This window comes from Thermosipho africanus Ob7, from assembly GCF_003351105.1.
In the GTDB taxonomy this organism is placed as follows: Bacteria; Thermotogota; Thermotogae; order Thermotogales; family Fervidobacteriaceae; genus Thermosipho; species Thermosipho africanus.
Genome location: NZ_NKRG01000003.1, coordinates 176412 through 202829 on the forward strand (window position 1 = coordinate 176412; position 26418 = coordinate 202829).

Annotated in this window: 28 protein-coding genes and 1 tRNA gene; 16 read left to right on the forward strand and 13 right to left on the reverse strand. The window is 32.0% G+C overall.

Annotation, left to right across the window (positions count from 1 at the left end; translation table 11 throughout):
* Nucleotide 1 precedes the first annotated feature (1 nt).
* On the forward strand, nucleotides 2-817 hold the full coding sequence (locus tag OB7_RS04625) for an ABC transporter permease (protein ID WP_012580205.1): 816 nt from the start codon (nucleotides 2-4) through the stop codon (nucleotides 815-817).
* The gene (locus OB7_RS04630; protein ID WP_004101788.1) at nucleotides 814-1584 is read left to right on the forward strand and encodes an ABC transporter permease; all 771 of its coding nucleotides are present in this window, start codon (nucleotides 814-816) and stop codon (nucleotides 1582-1584) included. Before OB7_RS04625 ends, OB7_RS04630 begins: the two co-directional genes overlap by 4 nt.
* Here OB7_RS04630 and rsmD read toward each other — a convergent pair.
* Nucleotides 1567-2106 (reverse strand): 16S rRNA (guanine(966)-N(2))-methyltransferase RsmD, encoded by a 540-nt coding sequence (gene rsmD, locus OB7_RS04635; protein WP_004101786.1) that lies wholly within the window; start codon nucleotides 2104-2106, stop codon nucleotides 1567-1569. The genes OB7_RS04630 and rsmD overlap by 18 nt on opposite strands.
* Before the next feature lie 146 nt (nucleotides 2107-2252).
* On the opposite strand from rsmD, the gene OB7_RS04640 reads away from it, so the two are divergent.
* From OB7_RS04640 to OB7_RS04665, 6 genes are all read left to right on the forward strand, one after another.
* Entirely contained in the window at nucleotides 2253-4076 is a 1824-nt protein-coding gene (locus OB7_RS04640) for an ABC transporter substrate-binding protein (RefSeq protein WP_114702643.1), read from the forward strand.
* A 53-nt stretch (nucleotides 4077-4129) separates the two neighbouring features.
* On the forward strand, nucleotides 4130-5563 hold the full coding sequence (locus OB7_RS04645) for an ABC transporter permease (protein WP_114702644.1): 1434 nt from the start codon (nucleotides 4130-4132) through the stop codon (nucleotides 5561-5563).
* 13 nt (nucleotides 5564-5576) lie between these two features.
* Nucleotides 5577-8105, forward strand: a complete 2529-nt coding sequence (locus tag OB7_RS04650) for an ABC transporter permease (RefSeq protein WP_114702645.1) — start codon at nucleotides 5577-5579, stop codon at nucleotides 8103-8105.
* Nucleotides 8106-8110: 5 nt separating this feature from the next.
* On the forward strand, nucleotides 8111-9118 hold the full coding sequence (locus tag OB7_RS04655) for an ABC transporter ATP-binding protein (RefSeq protein WP_012580202.1): 1008 nt from the start codon (nucleotides 8111-8113) through the stop codon (nucleotides 9116-9118).
* A complete protein-coding gene (locus OB7_RS04660) occupies nucleotides 9099-10100 on the forward strand; it encodes an ABC transporter ATP-binding protein (protein WP_004101778.1) in 1002 nt (333 codons plus the stop codon). The genes OB7_RS04655 and OB7_RS04660 overlap by 20 nt, the downstream gene beginning before the upstream one ends.
* Nucleotides 10101-10274: 174 nt before the next feature.
* Nucleotides 10275-11513 carry a DUF1015 domain-containing protein gene (locus OB7_RS04665; RefSeq protein ID WP_114702646.1) on the forward strand — a complete coding sequence of 413 codons (1239 nt, stop codon included), beginning with the start codon at nucleotides 10275-10277 and terminating at the stop codon, nucleotides 11511-11513.
* A 36-nt stretch (nucleotides 11514-11549) separates the two neighbouring features.
* Here the strand turns inward: OB7_RS04665 and OB7_RS04670 are convergent, their stop codons facing one another.
* The 5 genes from OB7_RS04670 to OB7_RS04690 form a co-directional block, all read right to left on the reverse strand.
* Nucleotides 11550-11750 carry a hypothetical protein gene (locus OB7_RS04670; RefSeq protein WP_012580200.1) on the reverse strand — a complete coding sequence of 67 codons (201 nt, stop codon included), beginning with the start codon at nucleotides 11748-11750 and terminating at the stop codon, nucleotides 11550-11552.
* Nucleotides 11751-11766: 16 nt separating this feature from the next.
* On the reverse strand, nucleotides 11767-12177 hold the full coding sequence (gene fliS, locus OB7_RS04675) for a flagellar export chaperone FliS (RefSeq protein ID WP_004101772.1): 411 nt from the start codon (nucleotides 12175-12177) through the stop codon (nucleotides 11767-11769).
* Between the two features lie 14 nt (nucleotides 12178-12191).
* Nucleotides 12192-12791, reverse strand: coding sequence for a DUF8042 domain-containing protein (locus tag OB7_RS04680; RefSeq protein WP_114702647.1), 600 nt, complete (start codon nucleotides 12789-12791; stop codon nucleotides 12192-12194).
* Nucleotides 12784-13326 carry an NUDIX domain-containing protein gene (locus tag OB7_RS04685; RefSeq protein WP_114702648.1) on the reverse strand — a complete coding sequence of 181 codons (543 nt, stop codon included), beginning with the start codon at nucleotides 13324-13326 and terminating at the stop codon, nucleotides 12784-12786. The genes OB7_RS04680 and OB7_RS04685 overlap by 8 nt, the downstream gene beginning before the upstream one ends.
* 79 nt (nucleotides 13327-13405) lie before the next feature.
* Nucleotides 13406-13495 (reverse strand) — tRNA-Ser (locus tag OB7_RS04690).
* A 236-nt stretch (nucleotides 13496-13731) separates the two neighbouring features.
* Between OB7_RS04690 and pdo the strand changes: the two genes are divergently transcribed.
* The 7 genes from pdo (at nucleotide 13732) to glgX (ending at nucleotide 19714) form a co-directional block, all read left to right on the forward strand.
* Nucleotides 13732-14394: a protein disulfide oxidoreductase gene (pdo, locus tag OB7_RS04695; RefSeq protein WP_012580196.1), complete on the forward strand. Its 663-nt coding sequence runs from the start codon at nucleotides 13732-13734 to the stop codon at nucleotides 14392-14394.
* Between the two features lie 14 nt (nucleotides 14395-14408).
* On the forward strand, nucleotides 14409-15359 hold the full coding sequence (gene trxB / locus OB7_RS04700) for a thioredoxin-disulfide reductase (protein WP_004101768.1): 951 nt from the start codon (nucleotides 14409-14411) through the stop codon (nucleotides 15357-15359).
* Between the two features lie 15 nt (nucleotides 15360-15374).
* Nucleotides 15375-15617: a glutaredoxin family protein gene (locus OB7_RS04705; protein WP_004101767.1), complete on the forward strand. Its 243-nt coding sequence runs from the start codon at nucleotides 15375-15377 to the stop codon at nucleotides 15615-15617.
* A gap of 139 nt (nucleotides 15618-15756) precedes the next feature.
* Nucleotides 15757-16425, forward strand: a complete 669-nt coding sequence (locus OB7_RS04710; RefSeq protein ID WP_114702649.1) for a thioredoxin family protein — start codon at nucleotides 15757-15759, stop codon at nucleotides 16423-16425.
* An 11-nt stretch (nucleotides 16426-16436) separates the two neighbouring features.
* Nucleotides 16437-17075 carry a cytochrome c biogenesis CcdA family protein gene (locus OB7_RS04715; protein WP_114702650.1) on the forward strand — a complete coding sequence of 213 codons (639 nt, stop codon included), beginning with the start codon at nucleotides 16437-16439 and terminating at the stop codon, nucleotides 17073-17075.
* 25 nt (nucleotides 17076-17100) lie between these two features.
* Entirely contained in the window at nucleotides 17101-17526 is a 426-nt protein-coding gene (locus OB7_RS04720; RefSeq protein ID WP_004101763.1) for an OsmC family protein, read from the forward strand.
* Between the two features lies 1 nt (nucleotide 17527).
* A complete protein-coding gene (gene glgX / locus OB7_RS04725; protein ID WP_114702651.1) occupies nucleotides 17528-19714 on the forward strand; it encodes a glycogen debranching protein GlgX in 2187 nt (728 codons plus the stop codon).
* On the opposite strand, the gene OB7_RS04730 is transcribed toward glgX, so the two are convergent.
* Together OB7_RS04730 and OB7_RS10155 are read right to left on the reverse strand one after the other, a co-directional pair.
* Nucleotides 19687-20337, reverse strand: coding sequence for an SDR family oxidoreductase (locus OB7_RS04730; protein WP_114702652.1), 651 nt, complete (start codon nucleotides 20335-20337; stop codon nucleotides 19687-19689). The genes glgX and OB7_RS04730 overlap by 28 nt on opposite strands.
* Nucleotides 20334-21572 (reverse strand): L,D-transpeptidase family protein, encoded by a 1239-nt coding sequence (locus tag OB7_RS10155; RefSeq protein ID WP_114702653.1) that lies wholly within the window; start codon nucleotides 21570-21572, stop codon nucleotides 20334-20336. Before OB7_RS10155 ends, OB7_RS04730 begins: the two co-directional genes overlap by 4 nt.
* 145 nt (nucleotides 21573-21717) lie before the next feature.
* Here OB7_RS10155 and OB7_RS04740 point away from each other — a divergent pair, with 145 nt between their 5' ends.
* On the forward strand, nucleotides 21718-22251 hold the full coding sequence (locus tag OB7_RS04740; RefSeq protein WP_004101758.1) for a hypothetical protein: 534 nt from the start codon (nucleotides 21718-21720) through the stop codon (nucleotides 22249-22251).
* Here the strand turns inward: OB7_RS04740 and OB7_RS04745 are convergent.
* The 5 genes from OB7_RS04745 to amrS are packed head-to-tail and all read right to left on the reverse strand — an operon-like array spanning nucleotide 22248 to nucleotide 26367.
* Complete coding sequence (locus OB7_RS04745; RefSeq protein ID WP_114702654.1) at nucleotides 22248-23321, reverse strand: hypothetical protein; 1074 nt, start codon at nucleotides 23319-23321, stop codon at nucleotides 22248-22250. The genes OB7_RS04740 and OB7_RS04745 overlap by 4 nt on opposite strands.
* Nucleotides 23318-23989: a rhomboid family intramembrane serine protease gene (locus tag OB7_RS04750; protein ID WP_004101754.1), complete on the reverse strand. Its 672-nt coding sequence runs from the start codon at nucleotides 23987-23989 to the stop codon at nucleotides 23318-23320. Before OB7_RS04750 ends, OB7_RS04745 begins: the two co-directional genes overlap by 4 nt.
* Before the next feature lie 9 nt (nucleotides 23990-23998).
* The gene (locus OB7_RS04755) at nucleotides 23999-24340 is read right to left on the reverse strand and encodes a YbaB/EbfC family nucleoid-associated protein (RefSeq protein WP_004101751.1); all 342 of its coding nucleotides are present in this window, start codon (nucleotides 24338-24340) and stop codon (nucleotides 23999-24001) included.
* Between the two features lie 12 nt (nucleotides 24341-24352).
* Nucleotides 24353-25411, reverse strand: coding sequence for an FAD:protein FMN transferase (locus OB7_RS04760; RefSeq protein WP_114702655.1), 1059 nt, complete (start codon nucleotides 25409-25411; stop codon nucleotides 24353-24355).
* A complete protein-coding gene (gene amrS / locus OB7_RS04765; RefSeq protein ID WP_004101748.1) occupies nucleotides 25384-26367 on the reverse strand; it encodes an AmmeMemoRadiSam system radical SAM enzyme in 984 nt (327 codons plus the stop codon). Before amrS ends, OB7_RS04760 begins: the two co-directional genes overlap by 28 nt.
* Nucleotides 26368-26418: the final 51 nt, after the last annotated feature.

The following is a 26418-nucleotide window of genomic DNA, read 5'->3' on the forward strand; positions in this document are numbered from 1 at the left end:
TGTGAAATACGTTTCTGGGTACAGTATATGGTTAGTTCTTTTTTTCATAGTTCCCGTTTTAATAGTCCTCAGCTTTAGTTTTATGGAAAAATCCACATATGGCGGTGTGGAATTCTCCTTTTCTTTAGAAGGTTATAAGTCACTTTTTTCCATAGGCTACTTAAAAATTTTATGGCGAAGCATATGGATCTCACTTGTTGCAACCTTACTAACAATTTTATTAGCACTTCCTGTTGCATACTACATTGCAAATAGTAAAATAAAAGACTTATTACTTTTACTAGTTGTAATCCCATTTTGGACAAATTCACTAATAAGAATCTATGCATGGATATTTGTTTTAGGAAATAACGGTATCATTAATCAACTTTTAAGAAAAATAGGGTTAGTAAATGACTACATACAGTTTCTTTATAATCCTTATGCAGTAATTCTAGTTATAGTCTATACTTATTTGCCGTATGCAATTATTCCACTTTTTGCTTCTATAGATAGGCTTGAAAAATCTATATTGGAAGCTGCTTTTGACCTAGGTTGCAACAAAACTAAGGCTTTTTTCAAGGTTTTAATTCCTAATATTAAGAGTGGACTTATTACTGCTACCTTATTTGTTTTCATACCCGCTCTTGGCTCTTATGCCATTCCAGATCTTGTTGGAGGAGTAAACTCAAAAATGATAGGAAATGAAATTGTACGGCAGCTAACTGTAGCAAAAAATTGGCCTGCAGCCTCTGCAATCTCTTCTATATTAACTCTTGCAACACTAATTGGCGTATTACTATTTGTAAAATCCACTCAAAAGGAAGTGCATACATGAAACCTGGAGCACTATCAAAAACAATTACAATTTTTACTTTTGTATTCTTCTATGTACCAATCTTTATAGTTATTCTATTTTCTTTTAACAACTCTAAGTCTCCAATATGGACAGGTTTTAGCTTGCACTGGTATAAAGAACTCTTCTTTGATTCGTACGATGTATGGAGAGCATTTTTTAATTCTATATTAGTTGCTGTTAGCTCAAGTTTAGTAGCAACGGCTCTTGGAACTTTAGCTGCAATTGGACTTTATTGGGAAAAGTTTAGAGGTAAAAATACAATTTGGATTATTTCTTATCTTCCTCTAATAATTCCAGATATAATAATAGGTGTTTCTCTACTTATATTTTTTGTTATGATAAAGATTCGTCTTAGTTTGCTTACAATCTTTATTGCACATACTACTTTTTCTCTTTCATATGCTATGATGATTGTTTATTCAAGACTTCAAGACTTTGAATACAGCATTGTTGAAGCTGCATACGATTTGGGAGCTACAAAAAGTGTTGCATTGTATAAAGTAATAATTCCTGTGGCATTCCCTGGAATTTTAGCAGCATTTTTCATGTCTTTTACTTTGTCGATTGACGATTTTGTTATAACATTCTTTGTTGCAGGGCCTGGTTCTACAACATTACCTCTTAAAATATATTCAATGATAAGATTTGGAATTTCACCAACAATTAACGCTATATCTACATTGCTCCTTGTTGGAACAATTGCAATTAGTCTAACAATGAAAAAATACTTAAAGTATATTTTTTAACTTAAATAAATCAATCAATACATCCCCATATTTTTTTGAAGATAGCACCTCCAAATAATCAGGAGGTGTTAATTTTTCTTTTTTAGAATGCTCAACAATAAGAATGCTATCTTCTTTTAGCACATTACCAACAAAGTTTAGTAATTCATTAACTATTCCAAGGTTAAAAGGTGGATCCATAAATACAATGTCAAATTTCTCCTTTGCACTTTTTAAAAATATCCTCGCATCTTTTTTTATTACTTTTATATTATCTTTCACATTTAAATTTTTTGCATTTTTTTCAATTGTCTTTATAGATCTTATTGAAACATCCACAAAAAATACATTGCTTGCTCCATTACTCAAAAATTCAAACCCCACCACTCCACTACCTGCACAAAGTTCAAGAACTTTTTTTCCTTTTAAATCAAGCATACTTACAAGCGCCAACCTTACTTTCCCTGGAGTGTACCTTGTATTTGCATTTGGAACCAGTTCAATTTTTCTACCTTTTAATTCTCCGGATTCAATATATAACAAGCAAATCACCCCTTTGCACTTATATATTTTATCAAAATTATTATTGTATTAATTTGACTTATCTGTTTCATTTTTTGTATAATAATAGTTGTCTTGTTACAAAAAGGTATTTTTTATTACACTTTCATAAAGGAGGGGGTCGTTTTATGAAGCGTTTGTTCGTATTCGTAACTATTTTGTTATCATTATTTTTGTTTGCTGAAACAGTAGTTAACTATGCATTACTAGAAGATATCACCACCACAAATATTTGGAACTTACTTGGATCAGGTTCATCAGCTTGGAATTTTTATATCCAACTCTGGAAATATCCATCACTCCTTGGAATGAATAAAGATGGAATGTTAATCCCATCCGCAGCAGCTGAAATCCCAGAAATTGTTGAAGAAAATGGAATGTATACAGTAACTGTAAAACTAAGAAAAGACTTAAGATGGAGCGACGGCTCACCATTTACCGCAGACGATGTTGTTTTCACATACAATACCATACAAGAAATGCAAATTCCTGGAGGAAACTGGACCGGTGCATATGAACCTAAGAAAGTTGAAAAAATAGATCCATGGACAGTAAAATTCTACTTTGAAGAAAAGAAAACAATGACAATTTACTACGACACACTTATGACAGCTATCGTCTCCAAAAACTTTTGGCAACCATATGTAGAAAAAGCAAAAGAACAAGAAAATCCTGTTAATTGGCTATTAAGCCAAGAAGTAGTAGATCCAGGAATCACTGCATTAAATCTTGGAAAAATCGAAAAAGGTGCATTCGTTGAAGTAAAAAGAGAAGTTGATAAAGATTTCTACTGGGCTCAAGGTGAAAAAAGTATTTTCTATGAAAATGGAGGATTTGTCATTGAAAATCCAAATTCTGGTTATAAATGGACAAGTGTAAATCCATCTCCAGAAGGCAATGTAAAGCTAACTGTCGAAAATGGACCTTACGTAGATAAAATAATCTACAGGATCTATGGAAATAAGTCAGTAGCACTTCAAGCACTCCAAAAAGGTGATGTTGATTTTGTTTTAAATCCAAATGGATTAACATCAGGTGAATTTGAATCATTAAAAGGTGTACCTGGAATAAAACTTACAGTTAATCCTTCACTAGGCTTTAGATATTTAGCATTTAACTTAAGGAAATTCCCATTCAATATTAAAGAATTCAGACAAGCAATCGCAGCATTAATAGATAGAGATTATATCTGTAATAGGGTATTGCAAGGAAAAGCAATTCCACTTGCAACTCCTGTTCCACCTGCAAATACATTCTGGTATAACTCTGACGTCAAAACAATAGGCGAGGGACTTTCAAGAGGAGAAAGATATCAACTTGCAATAGAACTTTTGAAAAAAGCTGGATTTAGCTGGGACCAAGAACCAATTCTTGATTTAAATAACACCGCAAACCCAGTAGTCAAAAAAGGTAAAGGCTTGAAGGGGCCAGATGGAAATTATGTTCCAGATCTTGAACTTCTCTCTCCATCAGGAGAATACGATCCTATGAGAGCAACCACTGCTATTTACATAGAACAATGGGCAAAAGATTTAGGAATTCCAATCGACGTAAAACTTACAGACTTTAATGAAATAGTTACAAGGGCATTTGATGAAGTTGATTTTGATATGTACATGTTGGGTTGGGGTATAGGAAGAGTTCCAACATATTTCAAGAGTTTCTGGGCATCAGATCAAATGGCACCAGAAGGATTCAATACTCCAGGATACAACAATCCAGAATTTGATGCTCTTGTTGAAGAATTTGAAATGGCAGACAGCTTTGATGAAGCAGTTGAAGCTATTAAGGCTGCACAAGAACTTCTAGCAGAAGATCTTCCTTACATTATTCTCTTTACAACTCCAATATATGAAGCATACAGAGATAGCATAGCATTCCCATACACAGACATTCTTGATGGTATTCAAAATTACAATGGATTCCCAGAAAATGTTATGAAAGTAAAATAATTTCTTGCCCCCTCGTTCGAGGGGGGCTATTTTAACAAAAAGGAGAGGTGAAAATGAAGACAAAACTTTCGATACAGCTTACAGTAGGAATATTGTTCATAATTACGTTGTTTTTTTCATCTAAAATTGCTTTTGGATTAATTCTTCCACTTTTAGGAGTTATAATCACTGCATCTAACACAAAAAAAATCCATCACTATGTATTTTTAATTATTACCTTAGTTCTTTACTTTTCAGCCTTTTTTAATTTCAAGTATTTATTCATTTTCAGCCCAAGATTCAATTATTTACTTTCAATAGTATTGTACTTATTTTCACTTCCACTACCTGGACTATTCAAATTTATTAGAAATAGACTATATCAAATGCTAATATTACTCATTATATATGTTACAGTTGTTTTCTTTATATTCCTTGCTATGCCCGGAGATTACACTTCGAAATTTTTGGACCCAAAAATAATGAAACAACCTGAAATGATGGAAAAAATAAAAAGATTATTTGGTGTTGATGACCCGTGGTATGTAAAATATGCAAAACATATGAGAAATTTCTTTAATCTTGAACTTGGAATTTCTTTTTCTGAATATCCGAAAAGAGTCGAAGATATAATTGCAGAAAGACTTCCAAGAACAGTTTTTCTATTTTTAATGACAACTTTATCTTCATATATTTTGGGATACAATCTTGGAAAAAGAATAGCTTGGAAAAGGGGAGGTATTTCAGATAAAGTCGCAACATTTGTCGGAATTGTATTTTGGACAATATTTACACCATTCTTTATGTTAATTATGATATGGTTATTTGGTGTCGTATTAGGTATTTTCCCATTAAGCGGTTTTATAGAACCATCAAAATGGCTAAATGTAAGCTTCTCAACTCAAGATGTATTTATACGATTATTGCTAAGTGCTTTTGTTTTAGTAGCATTCTGGGTAGTTGGTATAATCGTTGCTTCATTCATGAAAACGAAAAAAGCTAAAAATATATCAGTACTTTCTATATCGCTTTCGGGAATTATATTAGTAGTATTATATTGGTTCTTTAATGGATATGGCTATTATGCACTCGATATTATATACCACGTTGTTCTTCCGGTTATATCTCTTACCATTCTTGGTTTTGCAGGAAGCATGTTAGTGATGAGGGATACAATGCTTGAAATTATAAAGGAAGATTATATTACAACTGCAAAAGCAAAAGGCCTTCCAGACAAAATTGTAAGAGACAAGCATGCAGCAAGAACCGCACTTTTACCACTCGTTACAAGCTTTGTATTATCTCTCGCCTCAACAGTAAGTGGTGGTGTTATCACTGAAACTATGTTTTCTTGGAAGGGTATGGGACTTACTCTCTTAAATGCAACACTTGTTCAAGATACCCCACTTGCTATGGGCTGCCTTACCTTTACAGGCGTGTTTATTTTAGTTGCTCATTTGGTAGCCGATATTTTATACGCAATCCTAGATCCTAGAATCAGATATTGAAGGGGTGAAGCAAATGGCAAATGAATCAATCACCAAAATAAAAATAAAATTATTTTTGAAGAATTTTAAAAAGAATTGGGAACTATTTAAAGAAAATAAAATGGGAGTTTTTGGTTTAAGCATTATTATAATATTTGGGCTTTTTGCAATTTCCTACCCAATTGCCTGGCAATTTGTTGACCATAGTATATATAATCCAGTTACTGGGACAGATCCTAGAATACATGATATATCATACATTTCAAAATACATGTCACCACAAAATGTTATAAAAGGAATAGAAATTCCTCCATCAATAATATTTACATATTCTTTCTTGGATCAAGGGGAAGAATTTAAAAAACAGATAGAACAAAAAATAGATCAGGCACAAAGAAAATTCGTAAATTTAGATTATGCACAAGCTTTTAGGCATGTACTTGATTCAATTGTTGATAATTACTTTCCTATGAAAGAAAGAATAAGATTTCAAACACAAGTAAATCAATTAGCTGAACATGATCTAATAACAATAAAACCTATTGCACAAGTTATCGAAATAGGTGACAGAAAAAAATTCTCACTAACTTCATTTAAAAAATTGCTTGAGAATATAGATATAGCAACTCTGGCAAGTGCATTATCACCTTATAAGGACGAAAAAGAAATTTCAACTATTTCACTATGGATTAAAATTGCTTCCGGAAAGGATAAAAGAGAACTCTTTATAGAACTACTCAACAAAGAATATTCTAATGAAGAGATCAAAGAAGCACAAAATAAAATTTACAAAGCTATTTCTACACTTGCAAAAGAAAACATAATCGATGTTCAAGTATCCGTTTCAAATCAATCTGATCTTGAATCAACAATAGAATTTGAAAAAATCCCCACATTTGATCTTGCTAAAGCAACTGTATTCAATACTTTAGTTGATATTCTTACATTATCAAAAATTAACAATAATTATGATGAAACAATTAAAATGCTTAAAAGTTCAAAATATGAAAACCTATTAGATTTTGCAATTTCAAAAATTCCTGACCTCAGTGTTACAGAAAATAAAGAATCAAATAAAAACAGAATAACAAAATATTTTGAAGAACTTTCAAAAGAATTTTCAAAATTAGGCTTAGAATTTAATTTAAAAGAACCAGCAAAACTTCTTGATAATCTTTCTGGGATAAACCTTGCGATTATAACCTTTGATCTTTCGCCAAGTATTAAAGCAAAATTAGAAGATAATCTTTTTGATTATCCACAAATACTTGAAAGCTTTAGGAAAAAACAAGAAAATCTATTTAAAATTGTTGCAAATTCAAGAGCCTACATGTTATCAGTTGTAAGTAAAATAACCAATATTCAATTAAACAGTATCGATATTCCAAAAATATATTTGTCATTAGACTTTACAAAACTTATTCCTGCATTGGATGACCCAATGATAAACCTTCTAGCACTTGCAACTTATAACGCAAAACACTTTGATCTTATAGTTGAAAATTTAGAAAGTGCTGGTGATGCTAATTATAGAAGAATAGATATTGTTGAAAAATTAAAGAATCATTCACCTGTAACAAACCATATAAAGTTATTAACCAATAGTGAAGATAAGATAATATCAAAAACTATTCTTTCACAAATCATAAAAGAATATACAAATAATCTATCTGAAAATAGTAGGAAATACTGGGAAGAAAAATATTCAGATATTTTGACTTCAAGCAATGACTTAAAAGAAGCATTGAATTATCTAAATCAACCGCTTAATTTATCTGAAAAAGAAGCAAAAGAGCTAGTTGTAAGCATTTATAACGATCTTGCTCTTGCATCCAAATTAGGCATACAACATCCTTTACCACCAAACAGATGGCATATACTTGGTACAGATCCAGGTGGTAGAGATATATTCATGCAACTTTGGAGAAGTACCCCAAGTGAATTTATGCTCGGTTTCTTGGCAGCAATCATTACCGTAACTATAGGTACCATTATTGGAACAACTGCTGCTTATTATGGCGGTCTTATAGATACTTTTTTCATGAGACTTGCAGATTTAATGTTGTTATTCCCCGGTATCGCATTCTTAATAGTACTTTCAGGATTTTTCAAACTTAATCTTTTCTGGTTAGCTCTTATTCTAGGTCTTTTAGGTGGTTTTGGAGGAATTACATTGGTTATAAAAGCTCAGGCACTTACAATTAAAGTAAAACCTTACATAGAAGCTGCAAAAGTTGCCGGAGCTTCAAACAGATATATTATCTTTAACCATATAATTCCTAATGTTATGCCTCTTTCTTTTCTATACATGATGTTTAATGTCACAGGAGCAGTTTTTTCAGAAGCTTCTTTAAGCTTCTTTGGACTTCTAAGAATAAGAATTAGTTGGGGTATTATGATAAATACTGCTTGGACTTCTGGTTATCTTTCATCTGGTAATATAGGTTCATACTGGTGGTTATGGGTTCCAGCCGGTTTAATAATCACAATATTCTGTTCAGGATTTTATTTCTTGGGTAGAGGTCTGGAAGAAATTGTAAATCCAAGACTTAGAAAGAGGTGATTTACGTGGCATTATTAGAAGTTAAAGATTTAAAAATGCACTATAAAACAAAAATGGGATATGTAAAAGCGGTTGATGGAATCAGTTTTACTTTAGATAGAGGAGAAAGTTTAGGAATAGTTGGTGAATCTGGTTGTGGAAAAACTTCCGTTTCTATGACAATGTTAAGACTCCTTCCAGAAAATGGAGAATTCAGAGGTGGTAATGTCTTCTTTGAAGATGATAACGGAAAAAAGGTAGACTTAGTTTCTTTACCAGAAAATGAAATGAGAAAATATAGATGGAAAGGTCTTGCGATGGTTTTTCAAGCTGCAATGAATTCATTAAACCCTGTATACAAAGTAGGCGATCAAATTGTTGAAGCTATATTAACACATTATCCAGAAAAAACAATAGATGAAGCCAAAGAAAAAGTAGCAGAATTGTTTGAACTGGTAGGTCTTGATCCAAAAAGAATGGAACAATATCCACATCAATATAGTGGTGGAATGAAGCAAAGAGCAGTAATTGCACTTGCCTTATCTTGTGATCCAAAAGTAATAATTGCAGATGAACCAACAACTGCATTGGACGTTATCGTACAAGATAAAATATTGAAAGAAATGAAAAAAATTCAAGAAAAACTTAATATGGCAATGATTTATATTTCTCATGATATAGCCGTAATTGCGGAAGTTAGTGATAAAATAGCCGTTATGTATGCAGGAAAATTTGTAGAGCTTGCAGATTCAATTACAATTTTTAAAAATCCAATGCACCCTTACACCTTCTTATTGATGAACGCATTTCCAAGTACTATTGGAGAAAAGAAAAAACTTCTAACTATTCCAGGAGAACCCCCAAACCTTTTAAATCCTCCAAAAGGATGTAGATTTGCTCCAAGATGTCCCTTTGCAACGGAAAAATGTAAAGAAGAAGAACCAGAGTACAGGGAAATTGAAGAAGGTCATTATGTTGCATGTTGGTATCCATTAACAAAAGAGGTGAGAGATAATGCAAAAAACAATCTATAAAACTGATACAATTTTAAAAATTGAGAATTTAAAAAAGTATTTTGCTGCAGATAGAGGCCTTTTTTCTCGTGTAAAACATTTTGTTCATGCAGTTGATGATGTATCTTTTGAAATAAAAAGAGGAAAATCACTTGGGCTTGTTGGTGAATCTGGGTGTGGAAAAACTACAACTGGAAAAGTTATAGTTGGTCTTGAAAAACCAACCGACGGAAAAGTCTATATTGATGGAAAAGAAATTAGTGAATATGAATCAAAGCTTGAATATCATAAAAAGGTACAAATGATTTTCCAGGATCCGTATGAATCACTAAATCCAAGAATGACTATTTTTGATATTATTGCTGAACCACTTAACATTCACAACATTGGAAACTTAAAAGAAAGAGAAGAAAAAGTTTTAAAATTGCTTCAAGATGTTGGCCTTACACCACCTTCAAGTTTTCTATGGAGATATCCACATGAGCTCTCAGGAGGACAAAGGCAAAGAGTAGCAATAGCTAGGGCTTTGGTACTTAACCCAACATTTATAGTAGCAGATGAACCAACTTCAATGCTTGACGTGTCTGTTAGGACAGGAGTTATGAACCTTTTAATGGAGCTGCAAGAAAAATACAACATGAGCTATTTGTATATCACTCACGATTTTGCAGTGGCAAGATACATGTGTGATAAAATTGCTGTAATGTATCTAGGAAAAATAGTAGAATATGCTGAAACAGAAGAGTTACTCTTTAATCCAATGCATCCATATACAAGAGCACTCCTTACAGCAGTGCCAGTACCTGATCCAGAACATAAAAAAGATGAACCAAATATAATTGGTAGCGTTAGCAAACCAATAAATCCACCTCCTCGCTGTAGATTCTACGATAGATGTCCATTCAGGACGGAAAAATGTAAAAATGAACCACACCCTCAATTAAAAGATATAGGAAACAACCATTATGTTGCATGCTACTTGGTACAAGAAGGAAAAATATAAAGTTTACAAGGTCCTAGTTAAAAACTAGGACCTTTTTTTGATTATAAAAAAGCATAAAAAAGGATTCAAGTGATATGAATAACTCATTATTTTATTTTAGCTTTTTTTAAAATTGAAAGCCATATTCCCATATGTTAAAATGATTTTGAAAAAAATTACAAAGGGGGTAGAAAAATGGTAGTAAGACCATTTAGAGGATTAAGACCAAGAAAAGATATGATAGATAAAGTTGCTGCAAAACCATACGACGTAGTTTCAACTGAAGAAGCCAGAAAAGAAGCTGAAAGAAATCCTTATACATTTTACAAAGTTACAAGACCAGAAATAAACTTTGATGGAGAAGTCGACACACACTCAGATGAAGTAATACTAAAAGGTAAAGAAGTTTTAGAAAACTTTCAAAAAGAAGGAGTTATGATTCTTGAAGACAAACCAGCTATATATGTTTATAAAGAAGAATGGAAAGGATATTCACAGATAGGTATATATGCAACCTTCTCAACTCAAGAATACAGAGAAGGAAAGATCAAAAAACATGAACTTACTAGAAAAGATAAAGAAGACGAAAGAGCAAGACACGTTAAATTAATGCAAGCTCATACTGGACCAGTATTTCTAATGTACCGTTCAAGACCAGAAATTGATCAATTAATCATTAAACACACTACAAAAGAGCCAGAATATGATTACACCGATGAAAGTGGAATACACCACACTTTATGGGTAGTAAAAGACGAAAATGAAATAAAAGAAATCGTTGATGCTTTCAAAAGTGTAGATGCTTTCTATATAGCAGATGGTCACCATAGAGCTGCAGCTGCTGCAAGAGCTGCTGAAGAACTTGCAAAAGAAAATCCAAATCACACCGGAGAAGAAGAATACAACTTCTTCCTAGCCGTATTATTTCCACACAGCCAACTTCACATTCTTGACTATAACAGAGTAGTTAAAGATTTAAACGGAAATTCCAAAGAAGAATTTTTAAAGAAAATTTCAGCAAAATTTGATATCGAAGATGCTCCAAACTCTCCATTCAAGCCTGAAAAGAAACATGAATTTGGAATGTATCTAGATGGAAAATGGTACAAGCTAAGTGTAAAGGAAGGAACATTTGATAAAAATGATGTAGTATCTTCCTTAGATGTCGCCATCTTGCAAAATAATCTTTTAAATCCAATTCTTGGAATTGAAAATCCAAGAACTGATAAAAGAATTAATTTCGTTGGGGGTATTAAAGGAGTTGAAGAGCTCCAAAGACTTGTTGACAGTGGAGAATATACAGTTGCATTTGCTCTTTATCCAACATCGATAGAAGAACTGCTTCAAGTAGCTGATGAAGGAAAAATAATGCCACCAAAATCAACGTGGTTTGAACCAAAACTAAAGAGTGGTATAATAGTTCATCTTATGTAAACAAAATGGAGCGCAAAATGCGCTCCATTTTTTACTCTACACAAAAAATGCTGTCAATCCAGAAAGTCCAAATAAAATTCCGCTCAAAATCAAAAATCTTATCCCTAATTTATTACTTTCTTTTGTCTTTTTCTCATTTTCTCTTCTCATCGCTCTAAGTCCTATCTCAAAAAATATTATTGAAATTAAAAAAACAATTGTTGCCCCCACAAAAAACAAGTTGGATAATAACTTCATATGTCTTCACTCCTTTTTACAGACTCACATTTAATCTTGGCCTATTTGGATCAGGAACTTTACTTGCAGTGTTACCAACATTTTTCATTGCCTCTCTCCATGTTTCAAGAAGCTCACTTAAATAACCTCTTACCTCTCTAATCTTTTCAACATCTTTCTTCGTATTTGCTTCAACAAGAGTTTTAAACATATAGGTATACAATGCTCTTAAATTCTTTGCAATTTCTCCACCTTTTTCCAGGTCCAAAGACAGGTTTAACTCAGTAATAATATCCTGACATTTTTGAATTTCTTCATTTGCTTTTACATACTCTCTATTATTAACATCTCTTTCTGCCATATCCAAAAGTTCTACTGCTCTTTGGTACAACATCTCTATTAGTTTTGCTGGACTTGCAGTTTTTACCATTTGTTCTGTATAATCCATTGTTTCACCTTCCTTTAATTATTCTGTTTTAATACATTTAATACATTCATAAAATAATTTCTATAATATTCCAATACAAGCGGAATTTTTTCCTCAAGAAGATCGGATAATTCCATTAAATCCCTAGTTTCTAAAGCTGTAACAAAGTCTGTGAGTATTTCGGTAATCTTTTTTTCATCAATATTATTTTCAAAATCAGATGGTGCATATCCCGTCATTTTTATAGAATTAACTCTTAAATTTTCCATAGCTGAGATTCCTTCTGCCAAATCTTTAATATTATTAAACCCTTCACTTTCTCCAACTAGAACATTAGAAGAAACTTTCTCAAGAAGTTTTTCTATGTTAGAAATATAATCTACCACATCCGCTAATGTTGATAAAAAAAACTCTTGTAATGGGACAAATTGAACGCTTATTTCTAAATCTTCATCTAAAATTGCATCTCTAAGTTCATCAATTCTATTTATTGGTACATCTTTATCATTAATCTTTACTTCTTTTAATACCATTCCTTTATATTTTTTTACAATTTCATCTAAAAGTTCTCCAAAATTTTTGTATTTTGAAGATTCAAATGTTTCTAAATTCCCATTAACATTTAGCTTAACCATTATTTTCACTCCTTAATATAAAATATGCTTTAAAAATACCGGCTATAGTTTTAGCATCTGTAATTTCACCACTTATACATTTCTGCAAAACAGTATTAAAATCCTCTATTTCAACATCAATTATTTCATCCTCGTCTGGATTTGACTGACCACTTTCAAGATTCCTTGCAAGATAAAGGTGTATAACTTCATTTGAAAATCCAGGGGTTGTGTGAATATATCCCAAATAAAGGTAATCTTTTGCATCAAAACCGGTTTCTTCTTTTAATTCTCTTTTGGCACATTCTAATGGATCTTCATCTTTAAAATCAAATTTTCCTGCCGGAATTTCCAAAAGCTGCTTACCAATAGGGTATCTAAATTGTTTTACAAGCACAACTTTATTATCGTCCAAAATTGGAACAACTGCAACTGCACCTGGATGTAAAACATATTCTCTAAAACTTTTTCTACCATTTTCTAACATCACTTCATCCTTTTTTACATGTAATAGCAAACCTTTAAATATCTCTTTACTACTAATCTTCTTTTCCATATTTATTCCTCCATTTTTTTATTGTTCAAAAACAATTATACTACAAAAATAAAAAGGCAGGAAAACCTGCCTTTGTATTTGGCGGAGGCGGTGGGACTCGAACCCACAAGGGCATTGCTGCCCACCGGTTTTCGAGACCGGCCCCTTAGCCAGTTCGGTGCACGCCTCCTTGCATCAATTATATTACCATAATTATATAAAAAATTCAATTCTAAAGAAATCAAATTGTAAATTTAATTTAGAACTTTTTTTCAAAAATCAAGTCTATATATTTGGTAGTTTAATTCCGACAAAATTTGTCTGAAAATGTTACATTAAGTTTAGACTAATTTCAATAATATGGTGTATAATAAGGTTGTACCCAAGACGGGAAAATAATAAAAATTTTTTTGGAGGTGTTTATTTATGGCACTTTTATCAGCAAAAGATAGGGAATATTTAACAGACTTATTCTCAAAGGAACTTGAAAACAAGGTAAAGCTCATTTATTTTGGAGATTCAAAAGAAAACTGTGAGTACTGTGATCTTGAAGAGCAAATCTTAGATGAACTTAAAGAACTTTCTGACAAAATCATTATTGAAAAGTACAACGTTAAAGAAAATGCAGATTTGGCAGAAAAATACGAAGTTGAGATGACTCCTGCTCTTATTCTTACACTAGAGGATGGAGAAGATAAAGGTGTAAGATTCTACGGAATTCCATCAGGTCACGAATTTGGTACTTTAGTGCAGGATATAGTTACTTTTGGAAAAGGTGCAAAACCAGAACTTTCACCAGATACAATTGAAAAACTAAAAGCAATTGACAAACCAGTTAAAATAAGTGTTTTTGTAACTCCAACTTGTCCATACTGTCCACGTGCAGTTCTCACAGCACATAACTTTGCACTTGTTAATCCACTTATCAAAGCAGAAATGATCGAAGCAAACGAATTCTTTGACTTAAGTAACGAATTTGGAGTTTCTTCAGTTCCACACATTGTAATTAATAGAAATCCAAATACATTCTTCATAGGAGCATACCCAGAACCACAATATCTTGAAGAAGTCTTGAAAGCAATTAAATAAGGGGGTGAACTAATATGGTTCACTTTGACCTTGGTAATATATCTACAGGACCTAAAGATTACTACGATATTTTAATAATAGGTGGAGGGCCAGCTGGTTTAACAGCCGCTATATATGCAGGACGCGCAGGACTTTCCGCTGCCGTATTTGAAAAAGCACTTGAAGGCGGTGCTGTTACACAGACACATGTTGTTGAAAATTGGCCAGGTTTTATACGTATCGAAGGTAGCGAATTAGGAGAAAAATTTGCAGAACATGCAAAGGCATTTGGAGCTGAAATAATTACTGCAGAGGTATTAAAAATATCATACGACAATGAATATAAATATGTTGAATTAGACAATGGTAAAAAAGTCAAAGGTAAGGTATTAATATATGCAACCGGAGCCGTCCCAAGAAAACTTGGAGTGCCTGGTGAAGAAGAATTTAGGGGAAGAGGTGTCACATACTGTGCAGCTTGCGATGGCTATCTCTTTTCAGGTAAAGATATTGTAGTTGTAGGTGGTGGAGATAGCGCATGTGACGAAGCACACTTTTTAGCAAAGATGGTAAAAAGTATAACAATGGTTCAAAATCTTCCTTACCTTACAGCTGCAAAAGTTCTCCAAGATAGATTGTTAGAAAACAAAAATGTAAAAGTTATTTTAAATTCACTTGTAAAAGAAATTAGAGGTAAAGATAAAGTTGAAGAGGTTGTTGTAGTCAATAATGAAACTGGCGAAGAAACAGTTATTAAGGCAGAAGGTGTATTCATTTACGTTGGTCTTGTGCCAAAAAGCGATCTTCTAAAAGGCATTGTTGATATAAATGAATACGGTTACATAAAAACAGACGAAAACATGGAAACTAATGTACCAGGAATATACGCAGTTGGTGACGTAAGAGAAAAGAATCTTAGACAAATTGTTACTGCTGCCGCAGATGGCGCAATTGCAGTAGAACATGCCGCTAAAAAATATTTCTAATTGGAGGTGGCAGATATGCAACACGTAAAGATAGTTGTTTACACAACTCCAACTTGCCCTTATTGTAAAAAAGCAAAAAATTACTTTAAACAACTTGGCTTAAAATTCAAAGAATACGATGTATCAAAAGATCAAAAAGCGGCAGAAAGAATGTATAAAAAGAGTGGACAATTGGGTGTACCGGTCATTGAAATCGGGAATCAGATAGTAGTCGGATTTGACAAAGCTAAAATTGATAGGTTACTAGGTATAAATTGATCAAGGCAGGTGTAACACCTGCCTTTTTAAAATTAAAGAGGTGATATATATGGCTTTTAAATTTAAGTTTAGCTGCCCTTTAATTAAATTTTTTAAAAAACTCGGGATGAAAAAATTAAAAGTGAAAAGGGGTTAAAATATGAAAAAATTTATCTTTATCTTTTTAGTATTAGCTACTATGATTTCTTTTTCGTATGATTATACCATGTATGATTTAGGAATTGCACACAAAATTTCAGTGATTGAAGACAAACCATTAATAATATACTTTTCTTCACCAAGTTGTGTCTATTGTAAAAAATTTGAATCAGAAGTACTTTCTGATGAAAAATTTCAAGAACTTTTAAAATTATACTACACCTTTGTAAAAGTTGAACCGAACAACAATAAAACAATATTTCTTGAAAACGAATATACTAACAATGAACTTTTTGGAGCATTCGGTGTAAGAGGAACTCCTACATTTGTCTTTTGGTACAAAGATGCTGGTATAACAATGGTACCTGGATTTATGCCTCTTGAAGATTTTCTAAACGCTTTAAATTACATACTCAAATACATATACGAAGACTATAGAGAAGACTTTCAAACCTTTCTTGATAACAAAGAATCATTCAATCCTAAAACAAAGGTTATAAACATATCAAATACTGATGCTGATTTTGTATTAGCACACGACAAAAATGCAAAAAAATATACAAGCGATCAAAAAATTGAAAAAAGTACTGTTTACCTAGTTTATTCTAAAGAAGATTTAGAAAAATTAAAACAATCAGGCGTCTTTAGAATTCTTTTTGTAAATGAGTAGGTGGTTAATATATGTTTTATAAAGACGTAAGTATATGGATCGCTTTTTTACATGGGATATTATCATTTTTTAGCCCATGTGTTTTACCTTTAATACCTGCCTTTTTAGGTGTTTTATTTACCGCAAAGAATAAATTTTTAAAGCTTTTTGGATTTTTCATTGGCTTTTCAGTATTTTTTTCAATTATTGGTATTTTTTCTTCTGTATTTGGAATTTTCTTTTCAAAATACGGAACAGTTATAAATTATATTTTAGGTACAATTATCATTGTAATGGGAATACTATATATGTCTAATAAAGAAATAGTAAAACCAAAGAAAATTAATGTCTGGAATTTTAAAGGTGGTAGTCTTTTAACTGGAATACTTATGGGAGCAGCTATAGGCTTAATTTGGATTCCTTGTAGCAGTCCAATCTTAGGATCAATCTTGACTATAGCAACAACCGTCAATCCGTATAAAGGTGGGGTTCTTTTATTTGTATACTCCTTAGGAATTTCTTTACCTTTTTTGACAATTGGCGCACCAATATCCAAATTACTTACAGGTGGTTTTGGAACACCTAAATGGGAAAAGATTTTAAAAATATTTGGTGGAGTTTTTTTAATAATTCTTGGTATTTTGATAATATCTGGAAAAATGGTGGTATAATATTTTTTGAAAGGAGTGAAACTCTATGCCAAATGCATCAATGAACTGGTATTCTGGAATGCTGTTCTACAGCAAAACTACTTCAGGACATGATTTAATTCTCGATGCAAATGATACTGTCGGTGGCAAAGATGCAGGTGCAAGACCTAAAGAACTTATTCTATACTCTCTTATGGGCTGTACCGGAATGGATGTTGTATCTTTGCTAAGGAAAATGAGAGTAATAGACTCTCTTGAATCGTTTAGAATGGAAGTAGATTTTGAAGTAGCACAAGAACATCCAAAGGTATACACTAAAATACACTTAAAATATATTTTTAAATTCAATGGTGAACCTCCAAAAGACAAAGTTGAAAAAGCCGTAAATCTCTCACAGGAAAGATATTGTGCAGTTTCAGCAATGCTCAAACAAGTTGTACCAGAATTTTCTCATGAGATAATTTACGAATAATATGGCTGATTATCCTTTGCAATATAATAATCCTGATTCAAGTGTTAAATTAAAAACAAAAAGAGGATATCCAAGATTAGGTGCAACCCCGGACGACACCGGGGTTAATTTTGCTGTTTTTTCACGTCATGCAGAAAAAGTAGTATTAGAATTATATCAAAACTACTATGATGCAACACCTTCACATAGATTTGAACTTGATCCTAACTACAACAAAACGGGAGACATATGGCATATATATGTATATGGGGTTGGTCATGGTCAATACTATGGTTGGCGAGTATACGGACCATATGATCCAGAAAATGGAAAAAGATTTAACCACCACAAGTTATTGGTTGATCCATATGCAAAAGCTATATCCAGCTCCTTTGATTGGGATTCTTCTTCTGTATACGGTTACGATATAAATTCTCCATTAAGAGATCTTTCTTTCTCTAAAGAAGATTCGGCAGTTAGTCCAACAAAATCAATTGTAATAGATGATTCAAAATATGATTGGGAAGGCGACAAACAACTTCATATTCCATGGGAAGATACTATAATATACGAAATGCATGTAAGACTCTTTACAATTAGTCCCACTTCAAAGGTAAAATTTCCTGGAACATTTTTGGGAATAATCGAGAAACTAGATCACTTAAAAGAATTGGGTGTAACAACCATTGAATTAATGCCTATTTTTGAATTTAACGTTAATTCAATAGATAGGATAAATCCAATCACTGGCGAAAGACTTAAGGATATATGGGGGTATAATCCTCTCGGCTTTTTTGCGGTTACTGGAAACTATTCTGTTGGTCTTAAATTAGGTGAACAGGTATTCTTATTTAAAGATTTTGTTAAAGAACTTCACAAAAATGGTTTTGAAGTGATCTTGGATGTAGTATATAACCATACGGGTGAAGGAAATGAGTTAGGCCCCACATTAAATTTTAGGGGATTTGATAATGAAATTTACTATATGCTTGATCCTAATAACAAAAGATACTATCTTAATTATTCAGGATGTGGAAATACCCTAAATTGTAATCACCCAGTTGTTAAAGAACTTATTATCGACAGTTTAAGATATTGGGCAACTGAAATGCATGTAGATGGTTTTAGATTTGATTTGGCAGCTGTTTTGGGGCGGACACCAGATGGAAGATGGATTGGAGATTTTTCACTCCTTAAAGATATTGCCGAAGATCCCATATTGCATGGTTTAAAACTAATTGCAGAAGGTTGGGATGCTGCCGGTGGTTACTTTTTAGGAGAATTTCCAGAAGGTTGGGCTGAATGGAACGGACAATATAGAGACACGGTAAGAAAATTTGTAAGGGGCGATGAAGGAGTATTAGTAGAACTTGCAAAAAGAATTACTGGTAGTCAAGACCTTTACGGTAAAAAAAGACCTCACGCAAGTATAAATTTTATCACATGCCATGATGGATTTACAATGAGGGATTTGGTAAGTTATAACCATAAGCATAACGAAGAAAATGGTGAAAATAATAGAGACGGTGCTGATGAAAATTTCAGCTATAACTATGGAGTTGAAGGTGAAACTGATGATCCTAAAATTAACGAAATAAGAAAAAGACAAGTAAAAAACTTTATAACCATCCTTATGGTATCACACGGAACTCCCATGATATTAATGGGTGATGAAATTTATCGAACACAATATGGAAACAACAATGCATATTGTCAAGATAATGAAAAAACTTGGCTTGATTGGACTCTTAAAGAAAAACATCAGGACATATTTAGATTTTTCAAAAAAATGATTGAATTTAGAAAAAAACATCATGCATTAAGAAGAAAACATTTCTTCACCGGTAGAGATCTTACAGGAGATGGTATAGCAGACATATCCTGGCATGGTGTAAAACCTTTCCAACCTGATTGGGGATATCATTCACACTCAATAGCTTTCATGATAAGTGGTAGCGACTTTTTGTGTAAAGATGCAAAAGAAGATAATGACATATTTGTCATTCTAAATCAATGGAGAGAACCATTAACTTTTACGCTTCCAATTTTACACGGAAAGACATGGTATAGAGTTGTAGATACAGCTAAACCTTCACCCTACGATTTTCTAGACTCGCCCGAGCAAGTTGGATTTGTTTATACAGCAGAACCAAGAAGCTCCGTGGTTTTAATAAGTATGCCTCACCATGGAAGCGATTTTCCCGTATAATCCAAAAAGACTCCACTTTCTTCTACATTTTCAATAATATCCATAATTCCCTTTGCAGATTCTTCAGGCATTACAGGAGCTTCTTTTCCTCCCATATCTGTCTTTACCCATCCAGGATGTACAGATATGACTTTAATGTCCTTAAGCTTACTTGATAGTAACTTTGTAACCATATTTAAAGCAGCCTTTGAAACTGAATAAGAGTAACTTGTAGTACCCACCAAAAGAGCTATTGAACCAAGAATTGAACTAATATTTATAATTTTCCCACCACTTTTTAATTTACCGGATTTATATAGTCGTTGGCTCAAAAATAATGGTCCTAAAGTATTTACCTTAAATGTATTTAGAAAATAATCATATTCAAGGTTTTCAAAACTATCTTTATACAAAACGCCTGCATTATTAATCAAAGCATCAACTTCTACTGAAAGTGTTTCAACAAATTTTTCAATTGAATCTTTATCAAGCAAATCAAGAAAATAGACACTAACCCTATTATTATCAACTTTTATCATTTCTGGTTTTCTAGTAGCAGCTATAACCAAATGTCCTCTTTTTAAAGCTTCCTGTAATAATGCATATCCTATACCTCTATTCGCCCCTGTTATTAGAATATTCACGAGCTTTCACCTTCCTTATTTCTTATTTTCTTTTTGAATGATAAAAATTCTGGTATTTGTGAAATATCTTCAGGAAAATCTTCAAAACTTTTTATTACTAAAACTGGGCTTCCCAAGTCCACAAATGCATCCAATGCTTCTACGTCAAAGTTAAACATTCTTACACACCCATGAGATATTCTTCTTCCAATTTCCCAAGGCTTAGTTGTTCCATGAATACCGTAGGTTGGATTTGAAAGTTGCAAAAAACGAGTACCTAAACCATTAATTGGGGAACGTGGTGGAATATACTCCCCGTACCAATATAATGCTGGATCAATTTGTTTATTCAAAATCCAGTATATTCCAGGAGGCATAGAATCACTTCTACCTATTGCTACCGGAAAAACTTTTACAAGTTTTCCTGCATAGTAAACAGCTAATCTCGATGTTGAAAGATTAACAACAATGCTAGTCAAACCTTCGGTAAATTGTACTGTCCCAATCTTTAATTTCATACCAGAATAAATCTTATCAGGATTTTCAAGGTTATTAATTATTTGTAAATCTGCTGTTCTCACACCATATTTTTTTGCAATTTCCCACAATGTTTCACCTTTTTGAACAATATGGGTGGCAATTATACTTGACACATACGGAGTAAAATCCCCTCGTAAATACGTAGTAAAACCATTTAAAGTAAATAAATCATACGAAATTGTTTTGATTTTTCCACTTGGCAGTTTTATTTTTAGCGAAAGTACATTTTTTAATTCATTTCTCTTTTCTTTCGTATATAATACATATCCTTTACTTGTTTTAAACAAAATCATATTTTTTCCATCAATCGTGCCAGAAATAAGCTGATAATCTGTAGAAACTTTCACATTTAAAGATAAATCTTCAGGATTAGTTACTACTTTAATTGAAATATTCTTCTTATATTGGTACAGATCTAATATAGGGCCCGATATTGTACCAAATACAGTCTGACCAAGTTTATTTTTACCAACTATTATTGGTATAACCCATCTAAAAAGTCCATCATCAAATTCATATAAGTCATTACCTTTATATTTTGCTCTGATAAAACCTGTTGGCCCATAAAGATAAACTTTTGGTTTTTGAGATGCATCATAATAGGGTTTAACAATCAAGGTAACCCCTGTCGATGTAACTGTATCTACTTCTACTAAATGAGCTGCATGTAACAAAATGACAACAAAAATGAGTGAGATTGTTATTATTTTTTTCATATCTTAATTATATCATACCTTTCCGCCATTTTAGTTAACATTTGTATTTAAATTGTTCTTAATTTGTTTTCTTATATAAACAATTGTAAATCTATTTTATATTATAATTACTCTGCAATAACAAAATTAAATGGAGGTAGAAACTATGAAAAATAGATTATTATTCACCCTTTTATTAATTCTAAGTGCAGGTATACTATTTGGTAATCTATACACTGATGCATATAATTATACATATAAAGTTGCTAAATACTACGGAGTAAATGATGAGAGAGCAAAAGTAATTGCACAAACAGTTGCAGAAGAATATGAAAAATTTCCACAAGTCCCTTATCAAATATTTGTGGCAGTTATAGTCTCAGAAAGTGGATTTAAAAATTTGTATGGTGATAGTGGTCACGCGGTTGGTTACTGCCAATTACACGAATCTGCAACAGACTATGTTGCACTATTTTTCCCGGAAATAAAACATATTCTTTCAAAAATATCACACGATGATCTAATTAAATTCCCAGCTCTTCAAATTAGGATAGCCTATAGATACTTATACCTCATTATGAAAAACATTACAAATTACAATATAATAAAGGCTCTAAACTTTTGGAACAACAGTGATAAATATTATCTTAGAGTGTTTGATACATTAGTGTTTATTAACAGCATTGCTATGAAAAATTAATCTCTATCCTCATCATATTCAATATGTATTGTTTGTGTGTTATGAGATAATAAAATTACATAGTCTTGCTTTTTTTCAACAACTTCAGCATTTGTTTTTAAATTATTAATATTTCTTCCATTTATTCTTATTTTATATTCACCTCTTCCTTTCAAATACAACGTAGCCGAAATTTTTCTTCTATTTGCAAATGCAACTGAGCTATCTATACTCCATTTATACCAATTTTCCCACGACGGGCCAAGAAAAATCTCCGTTTCTTCATCAACATCTTTGATTATTGTAGTATCTATTGGAACTTCTTTTCCCGATAAACTCGACCAAATTTGAACTTGACCAGAAGGAATCTGTTTTTGAGATTTAACATATACAACTCTTTGACATGGCTGCCAATCGACTGAATTATATCCATTTATAGATACATAATTGTAATCTTTTCTTTCAACCGAAAATTTATCCATAAGGATTGTTTTTCTATTTTTTAAATCCTTCATATTTCCAAGAGTAAAGATCTTTTTGCCTTGCATATTGTAGACTTCTTTTTCATAAAGCATAGCACGGGTTGATGTAGTATAATAGCTACTTTCTGGCTCTGAAACTACTATTACAAAACCCTCTTCAATATCAGCATATAATTTTAGAAATTGATACATTTCATTTTCTTTCAATATATAGAAAAACTGGAAACCACCATCAATCGTAAATGTTGCTGTAGAAGGACTTGAATCTATAAATATTCTTCTGATTTCATTGTTTTCTTGAACTATTTCAAAAAGCCTATCATTAATAAATTTATATTTTTTGCCATCCTTACTAATAAAAATTCCATCTCTTAGTTCACAATCTTTTAATACAAAATCTTCATCTTCAACAAGTTTAACTTTTTCAACATATTCATATGTTTTAACATACCAAGATGATTCCACACCCAAAACTTCCCAGGTTGAAGGTATAACTTCTCCGTTTTTTATTTGTTTTACTAACACCCCATAATTTGGATAAATGAGTACAACTTCAGAAAATAAAAATAATGGCAATACGAAAAAAAACCACAAAAAAATTTTTTTCATCCTATCACTCCCCAAATTATGAGAGAAATATATGATACAACAACAAGCAAAATTAAAATCCACATTATAACTTTCCAAATTTTTCTTACCTTCCAGGAATAATCATACAGTGGGATCATATATCCCAATAACATTCCAGTTAAAAAGCCACCAATATGTGCTGCGTTATTAATATTAGTTCCCGGCATAATACCAAAAATAATATTAATAACGATCATTGGCAAAAGTGCACTCCCAGTAATAGGCTTTAGTGAATAAGGAGTATCTTTTCTAAAACCTGCAGCAAATAAAACACCAATTAGACCAAATATTGCCCCACTGGCTCCCACGGAAAATGAGTTATAATAAAAAATTTGAGTTGCTAAATTTCCTACAATTCCACTTAAAAAATAAAACGTCAAAAATTTTTCAGTTCCATACACATTTTCTACAATTCTACCAAGAAAAAACAGTGCGTACATATTAAATATTAAATGAATAAAACCTCCATGAACAAACATGGAGGTTACTATTCTAAACCATTGTCCATGTGAAACAAGAGGCCCATATTGTGCTCCAAACATAAGATATAACACAGCCTCATTTGGAATAAAAAACTTAAATATCTCGATTAGAAAAAGTATAAATACGTTGACAAATATAAGATAATAAAAGCTTTCTCTTTTCAAAATTTCACCTCAAAAACCAAATGGTAACAAGTTTTGAGTTACTTTTGCCATTTCCTCTTCCCTTATCTTTTCTATCTTTTCCATTAACTCATTAATACCAGCTGTTAATAAATCCTTCAATGTTTCACCATCGCTTAATAAATCCTCATCGATTTCAATATCTTTAACTTTTCTATCAGCTGTTGCTAAAATTTTAATGGCCCCACCACCAACACTAACTTCTACCTCTACATTTGAAAATCCTTCTTCAACTTCCTGAAGTTTTTTTTGCATCTCTTCCTGAAGTTTTTGTAGTTGATTCATAGACTTACCTGAAAGATTCTTTCCACCAAAACTTTTTAACTTCTTCATCAGACAACCTCCTTAATATGTTTTTTCATAATATTCAAAGCCGTCGGTTTTTAAATATTCAAATTCAGGCGTAACCAAAAATACTTCAGAATCATACTTTGGAATAATAGTCCTTGTATAAATCCAATTTTTCTTGCCTAACACAAAAGCTGCAGTCGAAAATACATCAGCCTTTATTGCATCATCAGATATAACCGTTGCACTAATGGCACTATCTGCAGGATATCCTGTTTTACTGTCTATTAGGTGGTGATATCTTTTCCCATCAACGATAAAATATCTTTCATAATCTCCACTTGTCGCTACTGCACCACTTTTCAAATATATATAGTCTATACTATCGTTACCCCTTGGGTTTCTTATACCTATAATCCAATATTCTTTGCCAAATTTTGGCCCAAGTATCCTTATATCTCCACCTGCTTCAATAAAACCTGTACAATTTGGATCTGCTTGTTTTGCAATTTGATAAGCCCTCTCAAGTGCATATCCTTTTACAATTCCTCCCAGATCAAACCAAACTCCGTTTGTTTTCACAGCCTTCTTTTTATAATCAATTTCTACAAGCTTTGCACCTGAAAGTTTCAAAGCTTCTTCTATATCTTCTTTTCTAGGAACTACTAAACTACTAGCCTCTTTTTCAGAGAATTTTGAAAATCCCCATAAATTAATTACTCTTCCAAGAGTTGGGTCAAATGCAAAATTTGTCTTTTTTGCATATTGAAGTGAGAGATCCAAAATTGCAAAAGTTTCATCATCAACTTCTACCCAATCATTACTATGATTTATTTTGTAAATAATAGACTCTTCATTGTACGCATCAAATTTTTTGGTTATTCTATCAAGCTCATTAAATATTTCTTTTGATAAAACAGATGGATTTACACTAGTAGATATTCTAAGTTGAACATAAGTCCCCAGAGAAAAAGTCTCAAAAGTTTCATACTTCATGTTTGGCTTAAAAAATACCGCAACAATAAGAATGATTGCAACAATTACTACAATTAATACTGTAGATATCAAAGATAATTTTGTTAATTTATTTATGTCACCACTACTTTTCTTCCGCATACTTTGCAATATCCTCCTTCTGTAATGTTTTTTATATCAACATTATAACCTTCTCTGTAAATCAATTGTGTTCCGCAATCTGGGCAAAAAGTACTTTCATATCTTGGCTCAAAGACATTACCAATATAAACAAAATTTAAATACTCTTTTGCAATACTATATAATTTTTCCAAGGTTTCAATAGGTGTCGGCGGTATTTCATATTTATACGCCGGAAAATACCTTGAAAGATGTAAAGGTATATCTTTATCAATTTTTGCTAAATCTTTAAATTCTTGAATTAGTTCTTTTTCGTCATCATTTTTCGTAGGTATAACAAGTGTGGTAACCTCAACATGAACTCCACGATTCTTTGCAGTTTCTATAACCTTTAAAACGTGACTATAACTTCCTCCCATTTCCTTATAAAACTCTTCATTACTCCCTTTTAAATCAATATTCATAGCATCAATACTCTGAAGTAAAACATTTAGTGGTTCAAATTCAATATACCCATTTGTAACAAGAACATTGTATAATCCTTCTTTATGTGCTATTCTAGACGTATCAAGAACAAATTCATAGCTTACTATAGGTTCATTGTAAGTATATGCAATTCCATTTGAGTTTCTTGTTTTTGCTATTTCCACAATTTGCGAAGGTGTAACAGTTTTAACAGCAGGCTTTACTTGAGAGATTTCCCAATTTTGACAAAAACCACATGAGAAATTACAACCCCATGAACCTATAGATAAAATTTTACTCCCTGGTCTAAAATGAAATAAAGGCTTTTTTTCTATTGGATCCATTGCAATTGATGAAATCTCGCCATAATTTATTGTATAGAGTATTCCATTTTCATTTTTTCTTGTTTTGCAAAATCCAATTTGTCCATCAGATAAAAAACAATGTCTAGGGCAAAGTCTACAAACAATCCCTTTATCCCCTTCATCAAAAAAAGTTGCCATTTTCTTCATATTAACACCACCCTGAGATAATTATAACATATCTTCAAAAAAAATAGGCCG

Bases quoted from the DNA above. Each gene is read 5' to 3' on its own strand.
- OB7_RS04670 (WP_012580200.1), bottom strand. From the start codon at position 11,750: ATGAAGTTATTATCCAACTTGTTTTTTGTGGGGGCAACAATTGTTTTT.
- OB7_RS04685 (WP_114702648.1), bottom strand. From the start codon at position 13,326: ATGGAAAAGAAGATTAGTAGTAAAGAGATATTTAAAGGTTTGCTATTA.
- glgX (WP_114702651.1), top strand. From the start codon at position 17,528: ATGGCTGATTATCCTTTGCAATATAATAATCCTGATTCAAGTGTTAAA.
- OB7_RS04760 (WP_114702655.1), bottom strand. From the start codon at position 25,411: ATGCGGAAGAAAAGTAGTGGTGACATAAATAAATTAACAAAATTATCT.
- amrS (WP_004101748.1), bottom strand. From the start codon at position 26,367: ATGAAGAAAATGGCAACTTTTTTTGATGAAGGGGATAAAGGGATTGTT.
- trxB (WP_004101768.1), top strand. From the start codon at position 14,409: ATGGTTCACTTTGACCTTGGTAATATATCTACAGGACCTAAAGATTAC.
- OB7_RS10155 (WP_114702653.1), bottom strand. From the start codon at position 21,572: ATGAAAAAAATAATAACAATCTCACTCATTTTTGTTGTCATTTTGTTA.
- OB7_RS04705 (WP_004101767.1), top strand. From the start codon at position 15,375: ATGCAACACGTAAAGATAGTTGTTTACACAACTCCAACTTGCCCTTAT.
- fliS (WP_004101772.1), bottom strand. From the start codon at position 12,177: ATGGATTATACAGAACAAATGGTAAAAACTGCAAGTCCAGCAAAACTA.
- OB7_RS04745 (WP_114702654.1), bottom strand. From the start codon at position 23,321: ATGAAAAAAATTTTTTTGTGGTTTTTTTTCGTATTGCCATTATTTTTA.
- OB7_RS04720 (WP_004101763.1), top strand. From the start codon at position 17,101: ATGCCAAATGCATCAATGAACTGGTATTCTGGAATGCTGTTCTACAGC.
- OB7_RS04650 (WP_114702645.1), top strand. From the start codon at position 5,577: ATGGCAAATGAATCAATCACCAAAATAAAAATAAAATTATTTTTGAAG.
- OB7_RS04630 (WP_004101788.1), top strand. From the start codon at position 814: ATGAAACCTGGAGCACTATCAAAAACAATTACAATTTTTACTTTTGTA.
- OB7_RS04740 (WP_004101758.1), top strand. From the start codon at position 21,718: ATGAAAAATAGATTATTATTCACCCTTTTATTAATTCTAAGTGCAGGT.
- OB7_RS04715 (WP_114702650.1), top strand. From the start codon at position 16,437: ATGTTTTATAAAGACGTAAGTATATGGATCGCTTTTTTACATGGGATA.
- OB7_RS04660 (WP_004101778.1), top strand. From the start codon at position 9,099: ATGCAAAAAACAATCTATAAAACTGATACAATTTTAAAAATTGAGAAT.
- OB7_RS04665 (WP_114702646.1), top strand. From the start codon at position 10,275: ATGGTAGTAAGACCATTTAGAGGATTAAGACCAAGAAAAGATATGATA.
- OB7_RS04680 (WP_114702647.1), bottom strand. From the start codon at position 12,791: ATGGTTAAGCTAAATGTTAATGGGAATTTAGAAACATTTGAATCTTCA.
- pdo (WP_012580196.1), top strand. From the start codon at position 13,732: ATGGCACTTTTATCAGCAAAAGATAGGGAATATTTAACAGACTTATTC.
- OB7_RS04640 (WP_114702643.1), top strand. From the start codon at position 2,253: ATGAAGCGTTTGTTCGTATTCGTAACTATTTTGTTATCATTATTTTTG.
- OB7_RS04645 (WP_114702644.1), top strand. From the start codon at position 4,130: ATGAAGACAAAACTTTCGATACAGCTTACAGTAGGAATATTGTTCATA.
- OB7_RS04755 (WP_004101751.1), bottom strand. From the start codon at position 24,340: ATGAAGAAGTTAAAAAGTTTTGGTGGAAAGAATCTTTCAGGTAAGTCT.
- OB7_RS04710 (WP_114702649.1), top strand. From the start codon at position 15,757: ATGAAAAAATTTATCTTTATCTTTTTAGTATTAGCTACTATGATTTCT.